Below are 18,847 nucleotides of genomic sequence, written 5' to 3' on the forward strand. Positions count from 1 at the left end.
AGATTATTTATTATTAAAATTTATAAGATAAGTTGAGACCGATTTGTCTTCCTTTGGTATAGCTCCTGTGTGTAAAACTACCTGCCTCATTTATTTGCTCTACTTTGTTTTCTGAATTGATCAAGTTTCTTGCTGTTACACCGATACCAATTTGTTTTAAATTAAATTTGATTGTTGTATCCAAAAGATGAATCGGGTTTTCATAAAAATTACCTACTTTGTTTGTACCCAGGGCAAATAGACTTTTCCCAACGTAAGAATAAGTAACTACAAAGTCTACAGAATTACTTTTTTCATAACCAAATTTTTGGTTGTAGCCTAAGTTTACATTGGCTAAAAAATCTGCTACACCTTGAACATCGTCTTTCTGTTGACCGCTGAAAGTAATCACCTTTTCTTCATTTTCTTTAGCAAATTCTGCCTCTGATTTTAGCTTCTGCTGAGAGTGCATATAAGTTCCGTTAAGGAATGTGTATAATTTAGAATCACCCCATTGATAAATATCCTTTCTAATTTCCATCTCTGCTCCAAAAACATATCCCCAATTTGCAATATTGAAGTAGGTCATATCACTGGAAGCTGCCGTAGAATAGGTTGTTCTTGCAATTGGATTCTGGATATATTTCCCAAACGCAGTGACTGAGAAAATCTCACCAGCCCTTGGAAACACTTCCCATTTCAAATCAAGATTATAGTTATCTGATGGATATAGATTGGGATTACCATAAACATTGGTTGTTACATCATAATATGCAATCGGAACCAATTCTTTTGGCTGAGGCAATGTATAAGTTTTGGATGCAGATAATCTTAAGTTTTGTCTATCATTAATGCTGTATTTTGCATTAAGAGCTGGTAAAAATTTATTGTATAATTTGTTCTTTTTACCAGCTCTGGAAATGATGTCATTCCACTTGCTCTCGATGTTAACATAATCATATCTTCCACCTAGCTGAACAATAAACTTGTCACTGAATTTATAATCCAAATTCAAATAACCAGACTGAATGTTTTGTGTGAAATTATAAAAGAAAGGAACAAACTTGTTACTTGGATCCTGGAAAGTTCCGTAAGTAAAGTTAGAATCATTCAATGCATTAATGAATGCATCAATATCATTAGGATCTACTTGTGAAGAATAGCCTACTCTATTGATACCAATCGTTGTGTTATTGAATTTTCTTTCTTTATGAATCGCATTATATCCAACATTAACTTTTAGATTATCAAATTGTTTTGAAACATTCAAAAATCCATTAACCGTGTTATCTTTCAAATCATCAAAATAACGATGGTTATTTACGATACTTCCTGTATTAAGTATAAGGTTTTCCGCATCTATTGTACTTTGCAGTCTATCTGGTCTTTTGCTATTAAGAATATTATATCCCAATCCCCAATCGGCAACCCAAGTATCACCTATTTTATGGTTACCGTATAATTGGTTTATCAATGTAGATGTTATCTTATTATCACCTCTATTTATAAAAACATCAAGACCAATCTCTCTCATATAACCTTTGAAGAAACGAGCATCTTGTTCTGATGAATGAATAAAATTAGATGTGAAGCCAATCTTATTTCTAGAATTCAATTTATAAACTAAGTTCAACAAAGCTGTTGTATTCGTATTATAAACATATCTTTCAGAATTCAATTCTTTGATTGCGTCGCCGTTGGAATCAAAAAAACCTTCTTTTCCTTTGCTGTATGTATAGTTATTTTCAAAACCAGCATAAGCAAAGACAGATAGTTTGCCCAATGAGAATCCTGTTTCAAAATCCATATTGGAATTAAAAGGATTATCTGCAGTTTTGAAATTCCATTTCGTATTGAAAGGATATCCTGATTTGTTGAACTTTGATTCTTTATATCCAAAAAATCCAGGATTACCATCTTGTACTCGGAAAGTCTTGTCGAAAGTCTGTAGATTAACAGAACTACCCATTCCTACTTTGAAGTAAGGTTTCCCAGAATGTTCTTTGGAAACAATATTGATATTAGCACCACCGAAGTCTCCAGAAAGTCTTGGATTATAAACCTTATCCAGAGAAACGTACTCTACAATTGAGGTTTTAAAAATTTCGAGATTAATATTTTTAAACTCAGGATTATCGGATGGAATGATTAATCCATTCAATGTCGTAGAGTTATATCTATCTCCTAAACCTCGGATCACTATCTGCCCGCTACCTTCTTGTTTCTGAGTTCCGGTAGCTTTCGTAACAGCAGTTGCCACATCCCCAATACCTTGCTTTTCTAATTGAGCAGCTCCTACTCTTTCTATCACTTCCACAGATTTTCTCTGAGTAGCAATGATGTTGGATTCAGTCCCTTTTTTAGAAGTTCCGATAATCTTCACTTCATCGATTTTCTTTTCACCCTTTACAGTATCTTGGGTAGATTGCGCCAACAAAACTGTGGTTGACATACAAAGAAACAAAGCACTTATGCTTATAGTTTTTGTTTTCATTTTTTTACTTTCCTTTTTCTTCGTTGCCAAAGAAATGATATGGAAAGCAACCAGAATGTATAAGAATTTTTAAATAATCTTTAATTAAGCATTACGAAAAACGTTATTATGTTAAATTAAATTGAACAGGTTAATAGTTTTTAAAAATCCGTTCATTTATTGTTAAATTTGCAATAGATAATTTTAACTGAAAAAATCGCCTAAAACAGTCAAACCTTCTGATATCAATGGTTTACAGTTTTAATTGGCAATTAACATTAGAAAATTCCCAAAATCGACACTCAAAATGGATTTTACACAAGCAATAGAAATTTTACGATCCGGCGGAACCATACTCTATCCTACTGATACCATTTGGGGAATTGGTTGTGATGCGACCAATCCGGAGGCCATCAAAAAGATATTCGACATCAAAAAAAGAGAGCAAAACAAGTCTCTCATTATATTAGTAGAATCCGAAAAGCGATTGCAGGACTTGGTGGATGTTCCTGAAATGGCCTGGCAAATCATTGATTTGAGCGAGAAACCAGTAACCATAGTTTATGAAAACCCAAAGAATCTTCCCAAAGAATTATTATCAGAAGATGGAAGTGTAGGCATCCGAATCGTAAAGAATGATTATTGTAAAAAACTGATCACAAAACTCAACAAACCTTTGGTTTCGACATCAGCTAATCTCAGCGGGCAAAAATCCCCAATGAAATTCAGCGATATCTCAGACGAAATCAAAAAATCGGTTGACTATATAGTAGAAGACAATCAGGACAAAGTTTCGGAATTTTCCGGTTCGTCTGTCATCAAAGTATGGAATAATAACCAGATCAAGATCCTTCGCGAATAACAAACCGGCGGATGACCTTTTGCAAGACCATCCGCCGGAAAAATAAACTATGAAAAAAAACTACTTTTTTGTATTTACCATAATCTCAAAAAGAATACCGCTTGTATTTTCATAGCAAAATGTCTGATTTCTAATTCTCCAAGTAACATAAAAAGACAAAAAGTCCTGATTATCAGAAAATAAGGTAAAATTTAAAAACAATTATCTTTGCCGTTGAATTAGAAAATTTTTTGTTTCGTCAGTTCGAGTAAAAATTAATTGTAATGCTAATGGAGATTAATTTTGTATCGAGAACTAGGTCAAATGACTTCTCGATACGCCCCGATAAATCGGAACTACTCGACGTGACGAATGTACCAATTCATTTGAAATCATAAAATGTTCATAAACCTTAATCAAAATAAGAACCTCAAACTTTTCAAAGTCATTTCTGAAGTTGCCGACAGAAACGGACAATCTATTTATGCAGTTGGCGGATTTGTAAGAGATTTGTTGATGCAAAGAAAAGCACCAACAGACATTGATTTCGTGACTGAATCCAGCGGAATAGAACTCGCAGAAAGTATTGCACAAGAAATTGACCCAAAAACAAAAGTAGCGGTTTTCAAAACCTACGGAACGGCGATGTTTCGTTACAAAGACCTGGAACTTGAATTTGTGGGCGCCAGAAAAGAAAGTTACAGCAAGGATTCCAGAAAACCATCTGTCGAAATCGGAACAATTGAAGATGACCAAAAACGCAGAGATTTTACGATTAATGCGATGGCGATTTCTCTCAACAAAGATAATTTTGGAGAATTGATTGACCCATTTGGCGGAATGCAGGACTTAACAAAAAAAATCCTTAGAACGCCTTTGGAACCGCATCAGACCTATTCCGACGATCCTTTGCGAATGATGAGAGCCATCAGATTCGCAACAACTTTGGATTTCGAAATCGAAGAAAATTCTTTGAAAGCCATCAAAGAAGAAGCTGAAAGAATGAAAATCGTTTCTATGGAACGTATTATGGTTGAATTCAATAAAATAATACTTTCTGAAAAACCATCCAAAGGTTTGAAATTATTGGAAGAAACGGGACTTTTAAATTATATTCTCCCAGAACTTACCGCTCTGAAAGGCATTGAAGATATTGACGGACAAACGCATAAAGATAATTTTTATCATACCTTGGAAGTGGTTGACAATATTTCGCAAAGTACAGATAAGCTTTGGCTGCGTTGGTCAGCGTTGCTTCACGATATTGGAAAAGCACCGACCAAAAAGTTTGTTGAGGGAATTGGCTGGACTTTCCACGGTCACGAATTTCTGGGTTCGAAGATGATAAAACCAATTTTCAAACGTCTGAAACTTCCTCTAGGAGGAGAACAAAAATATGTTGAAAAATTGGTAAGAATGCATGCAAGGCCAATTGCACTAATCACCGACGATGCTTCTGATTCTGCATTGAGACGATTGCTCTTTGATTCTGGGGAAGATATGGAGGACCTTTTCACACTTTGCAAATCGGATATCACTACCAAAAATTATTCTAAGCAAGCCAAATTCAAAAAGAACTTCGAATATGTGGCGAAGAAAATAAAAGAAGTCGAAGAAAAAGATCAAGTGAGGAATTTCCAGCCACCAATTTCAGGCGAAGAAATCATGGGAATGTTCAACCTGAAACCTGGAAGAGAAATCGGAATTCTGAAAGAAAAAGTGAAAGAAGCTATCTTGGAAGGCGAGATCAAAAATGATAAAGCTGAAGCGAGGGATTTTGTTATTAATGAAGCTAAAAACTTAGGTTTAAAGTTAGTTTGATATGAATAAGACAGAATTGATTAAACTAATCAATCAAAGACTCTCCGATAAAATCAACAATTTCGAAAAGCTAATTGCTGAAACCCGAGCTTCTAACAACGATACAAAAAGTTCAATGGGCGATAAGTATGAGACGGGAAGAGAAATGCTACAACAGGAAATCAACAATCTACAGGTTCAATTGAATGAAGTTCTGAAACAGCAGGATTTTTTAAAAACAATTCTCGTAAAATCTTCTTATAAAGCTGAAAAAGGAGCAATTGTAAAAACAGAAAGAGGTTTATTTTTTATCTCTGTTTCTTTAGGCGAAATCACTTTTGAAAATCAAAAAATCATTTGTATTTCTCCTGAATCTCCATTAGCAAAAGCAATGAATGGGAAATTGAAAGATGAAACTTTTTCTTTGAATAATATGAATCAGAGGATTATAGAAATTTTGTAAACCGCCCCTCCAAAAAGAGAGGAATTTACAAACTCTTTCCACCAATATATTCCATCAAAGAATCCTTGTAGTTAGGAGCGATGGCGATTTGTTCTTTTCCTATGACGATGTGATTTCGTTCGATTGCTTCAATTTTATCGAGAGCGATAATGTAAGAACGATGAATCCTCATAAAATTTTCAGAAGGCAATTCTTCTTCCAGCTTTTTCAGACTCATCAAAGTAAGAATCGGTTTTGGATTGTCTTTCAGATAAATTTTCACATAATCCTTCAAACCTTCGATATAAAGGATTTCGGAAAAATTGATTTTAATCTGTTTATATTCTGATTTTACGAAGAAAAATTCTTGCTTTTTTTCGGGTTTTACGATTGAAACAGATTGCCGAGATTCAAAATAATTTCGGGCTTTTGTGGCAGCAATTAGAAATTCATTATAATCGAAAGGTTTCAATAGATAATCCAAAGCATTCACTTTGTAACCATCAATAGCATATTGGTCAAAAGCGGTCGTGAAAATCATGCGACTATTTTGAGGAAGCAGTTTTGAAAATTCCAGACCTGTCAAATCCGGCATTTGAATATCTAAAAAAAATAAATCAACATCTTTATCTTCTTCCAAAATTTGCATCGCTTCAATTGCACTGTTGCATTTGGCTTTCAGTTCCAGAAAAGGTGTTTTCAGAATATAACTTTCGATTAAGTTCAAAGCCATTGGTTCGTCGTCGGCAATTAGGCAGGTTATTTTTTTCATCTTAATTCGTTTTCAATTTCACTTCTGCAATGTACATTCCTTCGTTCAGGCAAGAATGGAACTCGTGTTTTTCGGGATAAAGCAAGTTAAGTCTTTTTTTCAGATTTTCGATGCCAATTCCAGAACCGCTTTTGTCCGTATCCGTTTTTGGAAAATTCGAATTGGAAGCCGTGAACTGAATTTCATCTTCGATAACTTCCATTTTAAAACTAATATCCGAATGTTGAGTTGCAGAAACTCCGTGTTTAAAAGCATTCTCAACAATCGAAATAAACAACAATGGAGCAACTTCCAAACTCGGAATGTTCGTTGGAAAATTAGTATAAACTTTCGTTTTATCATTGAGTCTCAGCGACATTAAATCGATGTATTTATTCAGAAAATCAATTTCTTCCGAAAGGCTGATTTTATCAACATCTGTTTTATATAAAAGATGTCGCATCAATTTACTCAAACTATGAATGCTTTGTTTCGCTTTTTCAGAATCAAAATCAATCAAGGAATAAATGTTATTTAAAGAATTAAAGAAAAAGTGCGGCTGTAACTGATATTTCAAATGTTTAAGTTCAGACTGCAGTTTGATATTATCCGCTTCGATCTTCATTTCTTCTGCTTTCTGCATTTTTTTACTGGCATTAATAGCAATCGAAAACGCAACAGGAATCAGATAAATCAGGAAATCGAAAAAGTAACGCATTCCGTCTGGTGGACGTTTTCCCAGCATTTTTGGTCGGTCTGGTTCGAGTAATTCGAAAATCTGACCTTTTACAAAAATTAATAAAATCAATAACAAAAAATTGGATGCAAAAAACCACAATTTTTTATCCTCAAAAAGCCATTTGACAATAATAAAATAATTGAGATAAAATATAATCGCAAGGAAAAACAACTGCAACCAAAAGTGCCTGAAAATCGCACTCCAATCCGTCTCCGAACCAATGGTGAACGCCGCAGGAAGGAAGAACAAAACCAGCCAAATCAAAAGATGAAGGCTGATTTCGAGGTTTTTATTTTTTAGGTTTATCATTTTTAAATTAGATTAAAAAATTGCAGGTTAGAATTTTTTTAAATTTGTTAAAAGCTCTCGCAGATTATGCAAATTTCGCAGATTTTCAAATATTGCCATCTGCGAAATCTGTTAAATCAGCGAGAAAATAACTTAAATAAATTCAGACACATCGTTGATTTTTTAAAACTTGAATTTATTCAAACCCTTAAAAATATTGGATTTGTGAAAGTTTTCAAGAAGTGAATTTAAGATTTTTTCCAGCATAATTCTTTTTCATTTTTAAAATTACTAACAACTATCAACCAAAAAACATCAACGATTACTCGTATCTCAAAGCGTCAATCGGGTCACTCTGCGCCGCTTTTCTCGCAGGATACCAACCGAAGAAAACACCTGTAATTGTACAAACTACAAAAGAAATCACAATTGAACTCGCTGTAACACTGACCGGCCAGCCTGCAAATTGTTTGATACAAAATGTAGAAATCAAGCCAATCAAAACACCAAGTACTCCACCTGTAATGGAAATTAAAACTGATTCTATCAAAAACTGCATCAAGATGTCATTTCCTTTCGCTCCAATCGCCATTCTCAGACCGATTTCTTTGGTTCTTTCTTTTACGGAAACGTACATAATATTCATAATTCCGATTCCGCCGACCAATAAGGAAATACTCGCAATCGCAACGAGAAGAATCGTCAACATTTCGCTGGTTGAACTGAACATCGAGATAATCTCCTGCTGAGAAGAGACATTGAAATCGTTGTCTTCATCAGATTTTATCTTGTGCTGATTTTCCATTATGGATTTGATTTCATTCACCGCGTTTTCAGAATCTTCCTCACTTTGAGAAGAAGCCACAATCGACTGAAGGTAAGTCTGCGCCAAAACTCTTTTCTGAACCGCCGTGTAAGGCGCAATAATAATGTCATCTTGGTCTTGCCCGAATGTGTTTTCGCCCTTTTCCTTCAAAACGCCAATCACTTTGAACGGAATATTTTTGAAACGAATCATTTTCCCAATCGGATTTTCATTCGGGAAGAGATTTTCCTGAACGGTTTTCCCGATAACGGCCACTTTTGTATACGATTCAATATCGTCTTCTGTGAACATAGAACCTTCATCTACGCCCCAATCTCGGATTTTCAAATATTCCGGAGAAGCTCCATAAATAGAAGTTGGCCAGTTGTTGGAACCTGCGATACTTTGTCCGCTTCCGTTGACCAATGGTGAAATTTCTTTGATGAGTTTTGCTTGAGATTTCAGAGCGTTGTAATCTACTAAAGTCAAAGTCTGCATCGCGGAAGGGTCGGAACGAACGCCGCCCATCATTCCTGCTCCTGGACGAATTGTGATGAGATTGGCGCCCATACTGGAAATATTCTTTTTGATGCTTTCTTTGGAACCTTCTCCAATTGCCAACATCGCGATCACGGAAGCCACACCAATGATGATTCCGAGCATTGTCAACATTGCTCTGGTTTTGTTGAGGAGAATGGCTTTCCAGGCTATTTTTAATAAATTGTTGAAATTCATTTTCTTGATTTTTGGTTTAATAAAACTTTTTGCAAACCTGACTTCTTCATTATCATTTCATTGTCTGGTTCATTTTTTTCTGCTTCATTGCATCTGCATTTTCGTCTACATTTTTGGTTTGCAAAAAGTTCATAACATTAATTCCTCTTCATTTTTTTAAACTATGATTGAACTATCATTTTAATTTTTAAAACTTTCTGCAAACCTGACTTCTTCATAATCATTTCATTATCTGGTTCATTTTCCGGCTACATTGCTTCCGCATTTTCATCAGCATTGTAGGTTTGCAAAAAGTTTACTTCATTAATCCATCTTCATTGATTTCTAAATATATCTGAACAATTTTATTATTTCGTTGAATCGCTCGCAGCCCGAATTGATGATGTATTTTTTATTCTTTTTTATTGAATCATCGAACCACTGCGTTAGGTTTGAGCTGAGTGGAAGGCGGATTAAGCTGCCCAAACCTAACGCAGTGGTTCGATGAAGTCAAATCATTATTCTGCTTTTGGAAGTTTTAATAATTCTTCTTTGGCAATCAGTCGGTTTTCTACGGCTTTGTCTTCTTTAATTAATCCGTCACGCAAAATCACAGTTCGTTTGCTGAATCTCGCAATGTCGTCTTCGTGCGTTACAAATCCAATCGTGATTCCTTGGTCGTTGAGTTCCTGAAAAAGATTCATCACTTCGTAAGACGTTCTGGTGTCGAGATTTCCGGTCGCCTCGTCTGCCAAAAGAATTATCGGATGATTAACCAAGGCTCTCGCAATAGCAACTCTCTGCTGTTGTCCGCCTGAAAGCTGACTCGGAACGTGTCCCATTCTGCTTTCCAATCCGACTTGTTTCAAGGCTTTCACAGCGCGCTCCCTTCTCTCTTCCGCCGACACTTTGGAATTGTAGAGCAAAGGCAACTCTACGTTTTCCAGTGCGCTGGTTCTAGCCAATAAATTGTATGATTGAAATATGAATCCGATTTTGGTATTCCTGATTTCCGCCAGTTGGTTTTTGTTTAAATCTTTGACCAAAACACCGTCCAGTTCGTAAGTTCCTGAAGTTGGCTGGTCGAGACATCCCAAAACATTGAGGAATGTTGATTTTCCCGAACCGCTGGTTCCCATAATCGTCACAAATTCGCCTTCGTTGATAGTCAAATCGATACCTTTCAAAGCGTGAACGATTTCGTCGCCCATTCTGAATTCGCGTTTCAGGTTTTCTATTTTGATGATGGGTTTCATTTCTTTAGGTTTTTAGATTCAAGAACCAAGATTTTAGACTTTTTAATTTCTCGCTGATTTAACTGATTTTGCAGATTTTAAATAAATTCATTTTGGAAAATCTGCTGAATTTGCTTGATTTGCGAAATATTTAATTAAAACAAATTTTAATTCGGTGGACCTTGGTTTGAACTTGATTTTTTGTTGTTATTGCTTGGTCTTTTCGGCATAAACGGACTGCTTCCGTCGGATTCTGATTTTGCAACCGTTTCTGTTTGTTCTTCCAGTGAGGTTACGATTTGTTCACTTCCAGTTAATCCGCTTTTTACTTGGATGTTAATTCCGTCATTGATTCCGATTGTGATTAATTTCTGGGAAAGACTACCGTCGTTATTTTTAATCCAAATGTATTTTTCTTTGTTTTTTCCGGTTTTGATTTCAGGAATTTTTGCTGTGATTTGGTTTTGTTGATAATATTTCTGCAAAGTTTCTGTATCTGGACTGAAAGCTACTGCTGCAGCCGGAACTGTATCTATATCTTTTAATTCCTGAGTGAAAATCGTGATGGTTGCTGTTAATCCAGGTTTCAATTTTTGTTCGGGATTATCTGCGTCGATGATTACGGTGTAAGTCACAACATTCGATTCTGTAGTTGCCGACAAACGAACCTGACGAACACGACCGCTGAATTCTTCCTGTGGATAAGCATCAACCGTGAAACTTACACGCTGACCAACTTCAACACCGCCTATATCAGCTTCATCTACATCTGCTTCCACCTGCATTTTTGTGATGTCTTTTGCAATTGTAAATAAGGTCGGAGTCGTCATACTTGCTGCTACAGTTTGGCCTTCTTCCACTTCTCGGCTTAGGATAATTCCGTCAATCGGAGCATAAATATTGGCATAACTTAAATTGGTTCTTGCCTGCGCCAAAGCCGTTTTTCTCTGACTTACCGTTTCCTGAGAATTTTTAACCTGATAAGCCGCCTGTTCGTAATCCGCTTTGCTAATCACTCCAGATTTGTACATATTGTTTTGACGGTTGTAATTCTGCTGGTAATAATTCAGTTCGTTGAGCGATGCATTATATTGTGCCAAAGCATTGTTCACAGATTCCTGAAGATTGGTTTTGTCCAATTCTGCCAAAAGCTGTCCCTTTTTCACGGGAGAATTATAGTCTGCATAAATATGATTGATAATCCCCGAAACCTGCGTTCCGACATCAACTTGGTCCACGGGTTCCACCGTTCCGGTCGCGGTAACAGAAGTTGTGACATTTTGTTTGGATAATTTCACAGTTTGAACCGCGATATTCGCTTTTTTCTCTGTCGTAAAATATTTGTATCCGAAGAATACGACAATTGCTGCAACAAGAACAATAATGGAGTTTTTGAAGTATTTTTTATATTTTGAATTCATAGCCTTAATATTTGATTCTGTTACTTTATTAATTGGCTGTCAATGTTTTTCCCTGATAGAAATTCAATAACTGCGTGTATAAAACTGACATATATTTTGATTGCAAATACGTTTGTTCGTTGGTCAGATAAGTGTTTCGGCTCACTGATAATTCTGTTGTGGTCAAACCTCCGAATTCATATTTTTTACTGGCTAAATCATAAGCCAGTTTTGCATTATCTCTCGCTACTTTCGAAGATTTTTGCTGAGCCTGATTCGCGATTGCATTCTGCCAAGCCGTTTCTATCGAAGAATACAAAGTTTTGCTTGCACTGATTTTGTCTAATTTATTTTGTTCGATATCGATTTGAGCTAATTTGACATTCGTATCATTTTGCTTTTTCGAGAAAATCGGAACATTCAACGATAAACCAACGGACTTGTTGAAATTGTTTTTAAACTGATTAAAATAACCATAATCCTGTGTGCTTGTGTAACCTGTGTTCAGTCCTGCGGTGGCGGAAAGTGTTGGTTTGTAGCCTGCTTTAGTGATTTGAAGTGCTTTTGCAAGAATTTCATTCTGAGAATCATAAATTTTCAAATCCGGAAGGTTTTCAATCGCCTGAGCAAAAACTTCTTGCTTATCCGGAATAGATTCCATCAAATCACTCAACGGCACTTTATCAATTTGAAAATCAACGCTTGGGTCAAGTTCCAATAATTGTTTTAATTTTAAAACCTGCTGATTGTAAAGATTTTCGGTATTCACAACCGTGTATTGATTCTGTGCATCCTGAGTTTCAACATCAGCCAAATCCAATTTTGAAATCGCTCCGTTTTTATATTTGGTTTGAGTTAATTTCAATTCCTGAGCTGATGAATTCGCTGTGTATTTTGCACTTTCAATTCCTTCATAATAATATAAAGACTGGAGATAAGCATTCAGAACATTCAAAACGATACTGTTTTCAGCCTGTTTTTGATATAATAAAGACTGGTCGAGAATCATTTTGTTCTGTTCGATTTGAAGATTCAGCTTATTTCCCTGATAAATCGTCATATTTCCACTCAATCCAAAACTATTTGACAAAATATTCTGATTCACAAATGAACTCGTAATCGGGTCGATACTTGAACCGTTCGTCACACCAAGAGAAGCTGAACCATAAATCGTCGGAAGTTTATTATTCTTCTGCTGTTGATAATTCAACGAAGCAGTCGTCTTATCCAAAACCGTTTTCTTTACGGTAATGTTGTTTTTTACAGCGTAATCTAGACAATCCTCAAGCGTCCATACTTTTTGAGCCGGAGCAAGGATTCCGATGAAAAGCGCTATGATGATGTATTTTTGCATTGTTCGTCTGTTTTACGGGAACAAAGTTGTTGTATATAGAAAATAATATCAAATCTATTAGACGAACCAACGGATTTCATAGAAGAAAACCAAGATTCTTCCGACAGCGAATTTCATCATTGATTCTAAAAGAAACATTTATGAAATAATTAACGATTGAGGAGTTTCGCTTGCATCATTTTTGTAGTTTCAGATTTATAATTAATACAATAATTTATTATGAAAATTCTAGACAATAAAGTAGCTTTGGTTATAGCAGGTTCAGGAATTGGACTAGCGATCGCAAAATTATATGCTAAAGAAGGTGCAAAAGTTATCGTTTCCGACATCAATGAAGAACACGGAAAATCTGCAGTTGAAGAAATCAAATCGGAAGGCGGAGAAGCGACTTTTGTAAAAGCAGACACTTCAAACCCTGAACAAGTGGAAGCACTTGTGAATGCCACAGTCGAAACGTACGGAAGATTGGATATTGCCTGCAACAATGCGGGAATCGGCGGCGAACAAAAACTAACAGGAGATTATAGCATCGACAGCTGGAAAAAAGTCCTTGACGTGAATCTTGACGGTGTTTTCTACGGTTGCAAATATGAATTAACCCAAATGGAAAAAAATGGCGGCGGAGTTATTGTTAACATTGCATCAATCCACGGAACAGTTGCAGCTCCACTTTCTTCGGCCTATACGACTTCAAAACACGCAGTCGTTGGTTTAACCAAAAATATTGGAGCAGAATACGGGCAGAAAAATATCCGTTGTAATGCAGTTGGTCCAGCTTACATCGAAACACCACTTTTGGAAAGTGCAAGCGGCGATATGAAAGAAGCTTTAATTTCTAAACATCCAATGGGAAGATTGGGAAGACCGGAAGAAGTTGCGGAATTGGTTTTATTCCTAAGTTCGGATAAATCATCTTTTATGACTGGAGGATATTATTTGGTTGATGGCGGTTATACAGCAGTTTAAGATTAAAATAAATTAAAATATTGAAGCATTCACATTTTTTGTGGATGCTTTTTTTGATAGAAAATCGAAATCGTATTGATATGGATAACTTTAGGTTTGAAATGAAGATTTTAAGATTTGTTTTTTCTAAATTTGAAGCTGATAATTTTTCGCAATGCAAAACTACCTTGATTTACTTCAGCATATTTTAGATAACGGAACCGATAAAACCGACAGAACTGGAACTGGAACACGCAGTGTTTTTGGTTATCAGTTGCGTTATGATCTGTCGAAAGGATTTCCTTTGGTAACAACAAAAAAGGTTCATTTGAAGTCTATTATCTATGAATTGCTTTGGTTCATCAAAGGCGATACGAATATCAAATATTTGACTGATAATGGTGTTTCTATATGGAACGAATGGGCAGATGAAAACGGAGATTTGGGTCCGGTTTACGGTGCACAATGGAGAAGCTGGAGCGGAGCCGACGGAAAAGTCGTTGACCAATTCTCTGAAGTGATTGAGCAAATCAAAAAAAATCCGGATTCCCGCAGATTAATTGTTTCCGCTTGGAACGCTGCGGAAATCCCGAATATGGCTTTGGCACCTTGTCACGCTTTGTTTCAGTTTTATGTAGCTGATGGAAAATTGTCACTTCAGTTGTACCAAAGAAGTGCAGATGTTTTCTTGGGAGTTCCTTTTAACATTGCAAGTTATGCGCTTTTATTGATGATGGTTGCACAGGTTACAGGACTAGAAGTTGGCGATTATGTTCATACTTTTGGTGATGTTCATATTTACAATAATCATTTTGAGCAAGTTCAGAAACAGCTTTCGAGAGAAACAAGACCTTTACCAACAATGAAGCTGAATCCAGAAGTCAAAGATATTTTTGATTTTGATTTTGAAGATTTTACTTTGGAAAATTATGACCCGCATCCGGGAATTAAAGCGCCGGTGGCGATATAAGTCTTTTAAATAAATTGATTAACTTTGATGAAAATCACTTTAAGTATGGAAATTAGAATAAGTTTAGACGAATATGCAGATATTCCTTTCATCAAAAAACTTTTGTCACAGATAAAAGGAGTGAAGAATGTTGAGATTGCTGAAGATGAAATAGCGGATGAAGAATATAGTAATCTTTTAAATAAAGTTTTAGAAAAAAGTATTCAACAAGCTGACAAAGGCGAAATCAGAGAATTAACACCTGAGTTATTGAATGAAATTTTCAAATAATGGAAATCAGATTAACAGAAGTTGCTTTAATTTCTTTACAAGAGATTTATGATTTTTTGAAACTAAAGTGGACACCAAAAGAGGTTCAAATAATGAGAAATGACATTGAAAGATTCATTGAATCATTTGACTTAAATGTTATTAAATATCCTTATTATAAAAATTCACAGATTCAAACTACTCTAATTGGAAAAAAGCAGGTTACAATATTTTTTAGACAAATTAATCCTCAAACAATAGAAGTTCTTTTATTTCATGCCAATAAAAAGAATCCGGAACTTTTAAAAAAAATTTTAGATTTATAAAATCAGATAAGTGAAGTCTAAACCTTCGCTTTTTTTTGTAACAATTCTTTAAAATCAAATACTTATAAAACTTTAAAATAACATCGATTATAAATTCGGAAGAATGAAAAAAATATTCATTGCTGCACTTTTTCTAGGTGCAATTTTTAATTCAAACGTTGCTTTTGCACAGACAGAGACTTCTGGCAGAAACGTTCCTTACAGAGCTACTCATACCAAAACGACAGAACTGAAACATACCAAACTGAAAGTCAGTTTTGATTATCAGAAAGAACAAATGAATGGCGAAGAATGGCTGACTGCAAGTCCGTTTTTCTATGCCACCAACGAATTGGTTCTTGATGCAAAAGGAATGGTGATCCACGAAGTAGCTTTGGATAAAAACGGTTCTAAGTCGCCTCTTAAATTCGATTATAAAAATGATGAGCTGAAAATAACGCTTGATAAAACTTATCAGAAAAACCAGGATTACACTGTTTACATCAAATATACAGCACGTCCAAATGAAGTAAAACAAGAAGGAAGCAAAGCAATCAGCGATGCGAAAGGTCTTTATTTCATCAATGCGCAAGGCAAAGACCCGGACAAACCAACGCAGATCTGGACACAAGGTGAAACAGAATCTTCATCCGCTTGGTTCCCAACAATTGACAAATCCAATCAGAAAACAACTCAGGAGATCTATATGACCGTTCCTGATAAATATGTCACACTTTCCAACGGAATTCTGAAAGATTCTCAAAAAGAATCCGGCAATATGAGAACCGACCATTGGATAATGGATAAGAGACATTCTACTTATCTTTTCTTCATGGGCGTTGGAGAATATGCAGTTGTAAAAGACAAATGGAGAAACATCCCTGTTGATTATTACATCGAGAAAGAATATGAACCTTATGCAAAACAAATCTACGGCAATACGCCAGAGATGATTGAGTTTTTCTCTAAAAGGCTTGGTTATGATTATCCTTGGGCTAAATATGCCCAGATCTCCGGAAGAGATTATGTTTCTGGTGCTATGGAAAACACGACTGCGACGCTTCACGGAAGCGACATTCTTCAAAAGCCTGGACAATTAATCGATGAAAATAAATGGGAAGATACCATCGCTCACGAATTGTTCCACCATTGGTTTGGAGATCTTGTCACGGCTGAAAGCTGGAGTAACTTGACGGTTAACGAATCTTTTGCCAACTACTCCGAATATCTTTGGAATGAATATAAGTACGGAAAAGACCAAGCTGATTATCATCAGATGGAAGATGTGAACCATTACATTCACAATCCTGCAGATTTCAAAAAAGATTTGGTAAGATTTGATTATGCTTCTCGTGAGGATGTTTTTGATCTTGTGACTTATCAAAAAGGTGGCGGCATTCTTCATATGCTGAGAAACTATCTTGGTGATGATGCCTTCTTTGCCGGGATGAATGATTATCTCAAAACTTACGAATATCAAAACGCAGAGGCTCATCAATTAAGATTATCATTCGAAAAAGTGTCTGGGAAAGACCTGAACTGGTTCTTCAACCAATGGTATTTTGGAAGCGGGCATCCAAAATTGAGCTATACCTCAACTTATGAGCCTGTAAAAAAACAAGTTACCGTTGTTATCAATCAGTCTCAGGATCAGCCTTTCGAATTTCCTTTGGCAATTGATGTTTATGACAACGGAAAACCTAGCAGAAAACAAGTTTGGGTAGATGCAAAGGCGAAAAACACTTTCACTTTTGATTCTTCTAAAACACCTGATCTAATCAATATCAATGCAGACGGAATTCTAGTTGCGGATGTTACTGACACCAAAACGCCTGAACAAAGTTTCCTTCAGTTCACAGGATCTAAAGAATACAAGAGCAAATCCATCGCTCTAAGCAATATCAAAGAAGATGCTGGAAAAAACCCTGCAGCTATCAAATTATTTGCAGCAGCTCTAAAAGACCCATTCTTCAGAATCAGAGAAAAAGCTTTGGAACAGATCGATTTAACAATTCCTGAGCAAGCAAAAGCTTTAACTGCAGAGGTTGAAAAACTAGCTTCCAACGACCCGAAAACTTTGGTCCAGGCAGCTGCGATCACAGCTTTGGCAAAAACTAGAAATGCTAAATATAGTTCTATCTATGAAAAAGGACTGAATGCCGTTTCCAATGCCGTAAAAGGTTCTTCGTTAGCAGGGATTGCAGAACTTGATCCATCCAAAGCAGTTACAGCAATCGAAAAGATCGATCTGGATGGCGCATCGGATGACCTGATATCCAAGTTGCTTCCTCTTATCGTATCAAAAAAGATAGAAAAGCAGATGCCTGCAATAGGACAAACAGTTGCCTTCTACCCTTTCATCAAATTCCAGGACCCGGCTCTTGGTAAATCTGCAGAGGAAGGTTACAATTGGATCATGTCGTCTGATAATCTGAAGGCTACTGAGAAAGTAACCAAAGTTCTGGTTCAGGCCAAATCCCAGATGCCGGACAATCCACAGATCAAAATGATGATCAGCCAGATGCTGAAAGACGGGCTGAACAAAAAAATGGAAGTGCTAAAAGCCAATCCAAATAGCCCGACCATACACCAGCAGATCGATGCGATCAACAAATCCATCGAAGCTTTCAAATAATATATATCAGGCGTATGAAACATTACCCCATATAAGGTCGAAGCTCTAAAAGTCATAATATAATACAAACAAAAACCATCTCAAATGAGATGGTTTTTTATTTTGAGTAAAGCCTAAAATCCCACAGACCAAATACAACAAAAAAACACAAATGGCATGAATGATTACTAACCAAAACTGTATGATCTGTGGGAAAATTTAACCAATCTAGGCCTTCTTCTGGAAAGTGGCCAGCTTCAGGGCATCTTTGATCATCTTACCCGGGCGGAAGACCGCTTTCACGCTCTTGATGCTGGCTGCGTTTACATCTTTTTCTTTGTCTGCTCCGGTACTGGAACCACCGGCCTGTAAAGTGAAGTACTCCCCTACATAGACGATCTTGCCATCTGCAACATCTTCTGCGATCTTGGAGAATGTACTTTCTAATACTGCAAGGATATCTGCCTTGGAAACTGTGGACATTGTACCGGCATGTTTTGCAAGGTCGTTGAGGGTGGTCTTGCCATCGCCTACGATATTGGCATAATACTTTGCTGGTGCGTCTAAATCTCTTGGGTTTTTACGTGGGACAACGTTGAATTTAATTGACATCTTTTCGTGTTTTTATTAAAAATTAAAACTTATATAATAGAATAAAAGTATAAAATTTTATCATAACAAAAAGCTAATATTGTTGATTATTTCAATCTGTAGATAAAAATCTACAAATCATTTAAAATCCTCAAGTTGTTTTAACCAAAACCTCTTGACCTTTTTACAAAAACAACTTGACCTTTTTAGTAAAACATCAAGTTGTTTTTAAACACCTCAGCAGATGCCCTGTTTATGAGGGTTGCAGAAAGGTATTTTTTGCGCTAAATTTTTGACTGTTTTTTATCATTATCAATAAAAAATCCCTTAAGCTTAGTGACTTAAGGGATTA

At 35.9% G+C, this 18,847-nt stretch carries 16 protein-coding genes; 8 read left to right on the top strand and 8 right to left on the bottom strand.

Going from position 1 to position 18,847, the window contains the following annotated elements; genetic code table 11:
* Positions 1–13: 13 nt before the first annotated feature.
* Positions 14–2,473, bottom strand: coding sequence for a TonB-dependent receptor domain-containing protein (locus RTX21_RS12615; RefSeq protein WP_312768192.1), 2,460 nt, complete (start codon positions 2,471–2,473; stop codon positions 14–16).
* Positions 2,474–2,759: 286 nt separating this feature from the next.
* Between RTX21_RS12615 and RTX21_RS12620 the strand changes: the two genes are divergently transcribed.
* The 3 genes from RTX21_RS12620 (at position 2,760) to RTX21_RS12630 (ending at position 5,556) form a co-directional block, all read left to right on the top strand.
* On the top strand, positions 2,760–3,314 hold the full coding sequence (locus tag RTX21_RS12620; RefSeq protein ID WP_312768194.1) for an L-threonylcarbamoyladenylate synthase: 555 nt from the start codon (positions 2,760–2,762) through the stop codon (positions 3,312–3,314).
* Positions 3,315–3,692: 378 nt separating this feature from the next.
* Positions 3,693–5,114, top strand: a complete 1,422-nt coding sequence (locus RTX21_RS12625; RefSeq protein ID WP_312768196.1) for an HD domain-containing protein — start codon at positions 3,693–3,695, stop codon at positions 5,112–5,114.
* Between the two features lies 1 nt (position 5,115).
* Entirely contained in the window at positions 5,116–5,556 is a 441-nt protein-coding gene (locus RTX21_RS12630) for a hypothetical protein (protein ID WP_312768197.1), read from the top strand.
* Between the two features lie 25 nt (positions 5,557–5,581).
* Here RTX21_RS12630 and RTX21_RS12635 read toward each other — a convergent pair whose 3' ends face one another.
* From RTX21_RS12635 to RTX21_RS12660, 6 genes are all read right to left on the bottom strand, one after another.
* Positions 5,582–6,307: a LytTR family DNA-binding domain-containing protein gene (locus RTX21_RS12635; protein ID WP_312768200.1), complete on the bottom strand. Its 726-nt coding sequence runs from the start codon at positions 6,305–6,307 to the stop codon at positions 5,582–5,584.
* Between the two features lies 1 nt (position 6,308).
* Positions 6,309–7,334, bottom strand: a complete 1,026-nt coding sequence (locus tag RTX21_RS12640; protein ID WP_312768202.1) for a sensor histidine kinase — start codon at positions 7,332–7,334, stop codon at positions 6,309–6,311.
* 301 nt (positions 7,335–7,635) lie between these two features.
* Positions 7,636–8,853: an ABC transporter permease gene (locus RTX21_RS12645; protein WP_312768204.1), complete on the bottom strand. Its 1,218-nt coding sequence runs from the start codon at positions 8,851–8,853 to the stop codon at positions 7,636–7,638.
* 497 nt (positions 8,854–9,350) lie between these two features.
* The gene (locus RTX21_RS12650) at positions 9,351–10,088 is read right to left on the bottom strand and encodes an ABC transporter ATP-binding protein (protein WP_312768205.1); all 738 of its coding nucleotides are present in this window, start codon (positions 10,086–10,088) and stop codon (positions 9,351–9,353) included.
* Between the two features lie 146 nt (positions 10,089–10,234).
* A complete protein-coding gene (locus RTX21_RS12655; RefSeq protein ID WP_312768207.1) occupies positions 10,235–11,488 on the bottom strand; it encodes an efflux RND transporter periplasmic adaptor subunit in 1,254 nt (417 codons plus the stop codon).
* 28 nt (positions 11,489–11,516) lie between these two features.
* Entirely contained in the window at positions 11,517–12,821 is a 1,305-nt protein-coding gene (locus RTX21_RS12660) for a TolC family protein (RefSeq protein WP_312768209.1), read from the bottom strand.
* A 219-nt stretch (positions 12,822–13,040) separates the two neighbouring features.
* Between RTX21_RS12660 and RTX21_RS12665 the strand changes: the two genes are divergently transcribed.
* From RTX21_RS12665 to RTX21_RS12685, 5 genes are all read left to right on the top strand, one after another.
* Positions 13,041–13,787 (top strand): glucose 1-dehydrogenase, encoded by a 747-nt coding sequence (locus tag RTX21_RS12665; protein ID WP_312768211.1) that lies wholly within the window; start codon positions 13,041–13,043, stop codon positions 13,785–13,787.
* Between the two features lie 154 nt (positions 13,788–13,941).
* Positions 13,942–14,736, top strand: a complete 795-nt coding sequence (locus RTX21_RS12670; protein WP_312768213.1) for a thymidylate synthase — start codon at positions 13,942–13,944, stop codon at positions 14,734–14,736.
* 45 nt (positions 14,737–14,781) lie between these two features.
* Positions 14,782–15,006: a hypothetical protein gene (locus RTX21_RS12675; RefSeq protein ID WP_312768214.1), complete on the top strand. Its 225-nt coding sequence runs from the start codon at positions 14,782–14,784 to the stop codon at positions 15,004–15,006.
* Positions 15,006–15,311, top strand: coding sequence for a hypothetical protein (locus RTX21_RS12680; protein ID WP_312768215.1), 306 nt, complete (start codon positions 15,006–15,008; stop codon positions 15,309–15,311). The genes RTX21_RS12675 and RTX21_RS12680 overlap by 1 nt, the downstream gene beginning before the upstream one ends.
* Before the next feature lie 103 nt (positions 15,312–15,414).
* On the top strand, positions 15,415–17,925 hold the full coding sequence (locus RTX21_RS12685; protein ID WP_312768217.1) for a M1 family metallopeptidase: 2,511 nt from the start codon (positions 15,415–15,417) through the stop codon (positions 17,923–17,925).
* 207 nt (positions 17,926–18,132) lie between these two features.
* Here the strand turns inward: RTX21_RS12685 and RTX21_RS12690 are convergent, their stop codons facing one another.
* On the bottom strand, positions 18,133–18,516 hold the full coding sequence (locus RTX21_RS12690) for a DNA-binding protein (protein ID WP_312768218.1): 384 nt from the start codon (positions 18,514–18,516) through the stop codon (positions 18,133–18,135).
* Positions 18,517–18,847: the final 331 nt, after the last annotated feature.

Origin of the sequence: Epilithonimonas sp., from assembly GCF_032054305.1 — a bacterium.
In the GTDB taxonomy this organism is placed as follows: Bacteria; Bacteroidota; Bacteroidia; order Flavobacteriales; family Weeksellaceae; genus Epilithonimonas.

What these genes read in the sequence shown, in the direction of transcription:
- RTX21_RS12615 (WP_312768192.1), bottom strand. Translation starts at nt 2,473, where the DNA reads ATGAAAACAAAAACTATAAGCATAAGTGCTTTGTTTCTTTGTATGTCA.
- RTX21_RS12620 (WP_312768194.1), top strand. Translation starts at nt 2,760, where the DNA reads ATGGATTTTACACAAGCAATAGAAATTTTACGATCCGGCGGAACCATA.
- RTX21_RS12625 (WP_312768196.1), top strand. Translation starts at nt 3,693, where the DNA reads ATGTTCATAAACCTTAATCAAAATAAGAACCTCAAACTTTTCAAAGTC.
- RTX21_RS12630 (WP_312768197.1), top strand. Translation starts at nt 5,116, where the DNA reads ATGAATAAGACAGAATTGATTAAACTAATCAATCAAAGACTCTCCGAT.
- RTX21_RS12635 (WP_312768200.1), bottom strand. Translation starts at nt 6,307, where the DNA reads ATGAAAAAAATAACCTGCCTAATTGCCGACGACGAACCAATGGCTTTG.
- RTX21_RS12640 (WP_312768202.1), bottom strand. Translation starts at nt 7,334, where the DNA reads ATGATAAACCTAAAAAATAAAAACCTCGAAATCAGCCTTCATCTTTTG.
- RTX21_RS12645 (WP_312768204.1), bottom strand. Translation starts at nt 8,853, where the DNA reads ATGAATTTCAACAATTTATTAAAAATAGCCTGGAAAGCCATTCTCCTC.
- RTX21_RS12650 (WP_312768205.1), bottom strand. Translation starts at nt 10,088, where the DNA reads ATGAAACCCATCATCAAAATAGAAAACCTGAAACGCGAATTCAGAATG.
- RTX21_RS12655 (WP_312768207.1), bottom strand. Translation starts at nt 11,488, where the DNA reads ATGAATTCAAAATATAAAAAATACTTCAAAAACTCCATTATTGTTCTT.
- RTX21_RS12660 (WP_312768209.1), bottom strand. Translation starts at nt 12,821, where the DNA reads ATGCAAAAATACATCATCATAGCGCTTTTCATCGGAATCCTTGCTCCG.
- RTX21_RS12665 (WP_312768211.1), top strand. Translation starts at nt 13,041, where the DNA reads ATGAAAATTCTAGACAATAAAGTAGCTTTGGTTATAGCAGGTTCAGGA.
- RTX21_RS12670 (WP_312768213.1), top strand. Translation starts at nt 13,942, where the DNA reads ATGCAAAACTACCTTGATTTACTTCAGCATATTTTAGATAACGGAACC.
- RTX21_RS12675 (WP_312768214.1), top strand. Translation starts at nt 14,782, where the DNA reads ATGGAAATTAGAATAAGTTTAGACGAATATGCAGATATTCCTTTCATC.
- RTX21_RS12680 (WP_312768215.1), top strand. Translation starts at nt 15,006, where the DNA reads ATGGAAATCAGATTAACAGAAGTTGCTTTAATTTCTTTACAAGAGATT.
- RTX21_RS12685 (WP_312768217.1), top strand. Translation starts at nt 15,415, where the DNA reads ATGAAAAAAATATTCATTGCTGCACTTTTTCTAGGTGCAATTTTTAAT.
- RTX21_RS12690 (WP_312768218.1), bottom strand. Translation starts at nt 18,516, where the DNA reads ATGTCAATTAAATTCAACGTTGTCCCACGTAAAAACCCAAGAGATTTA.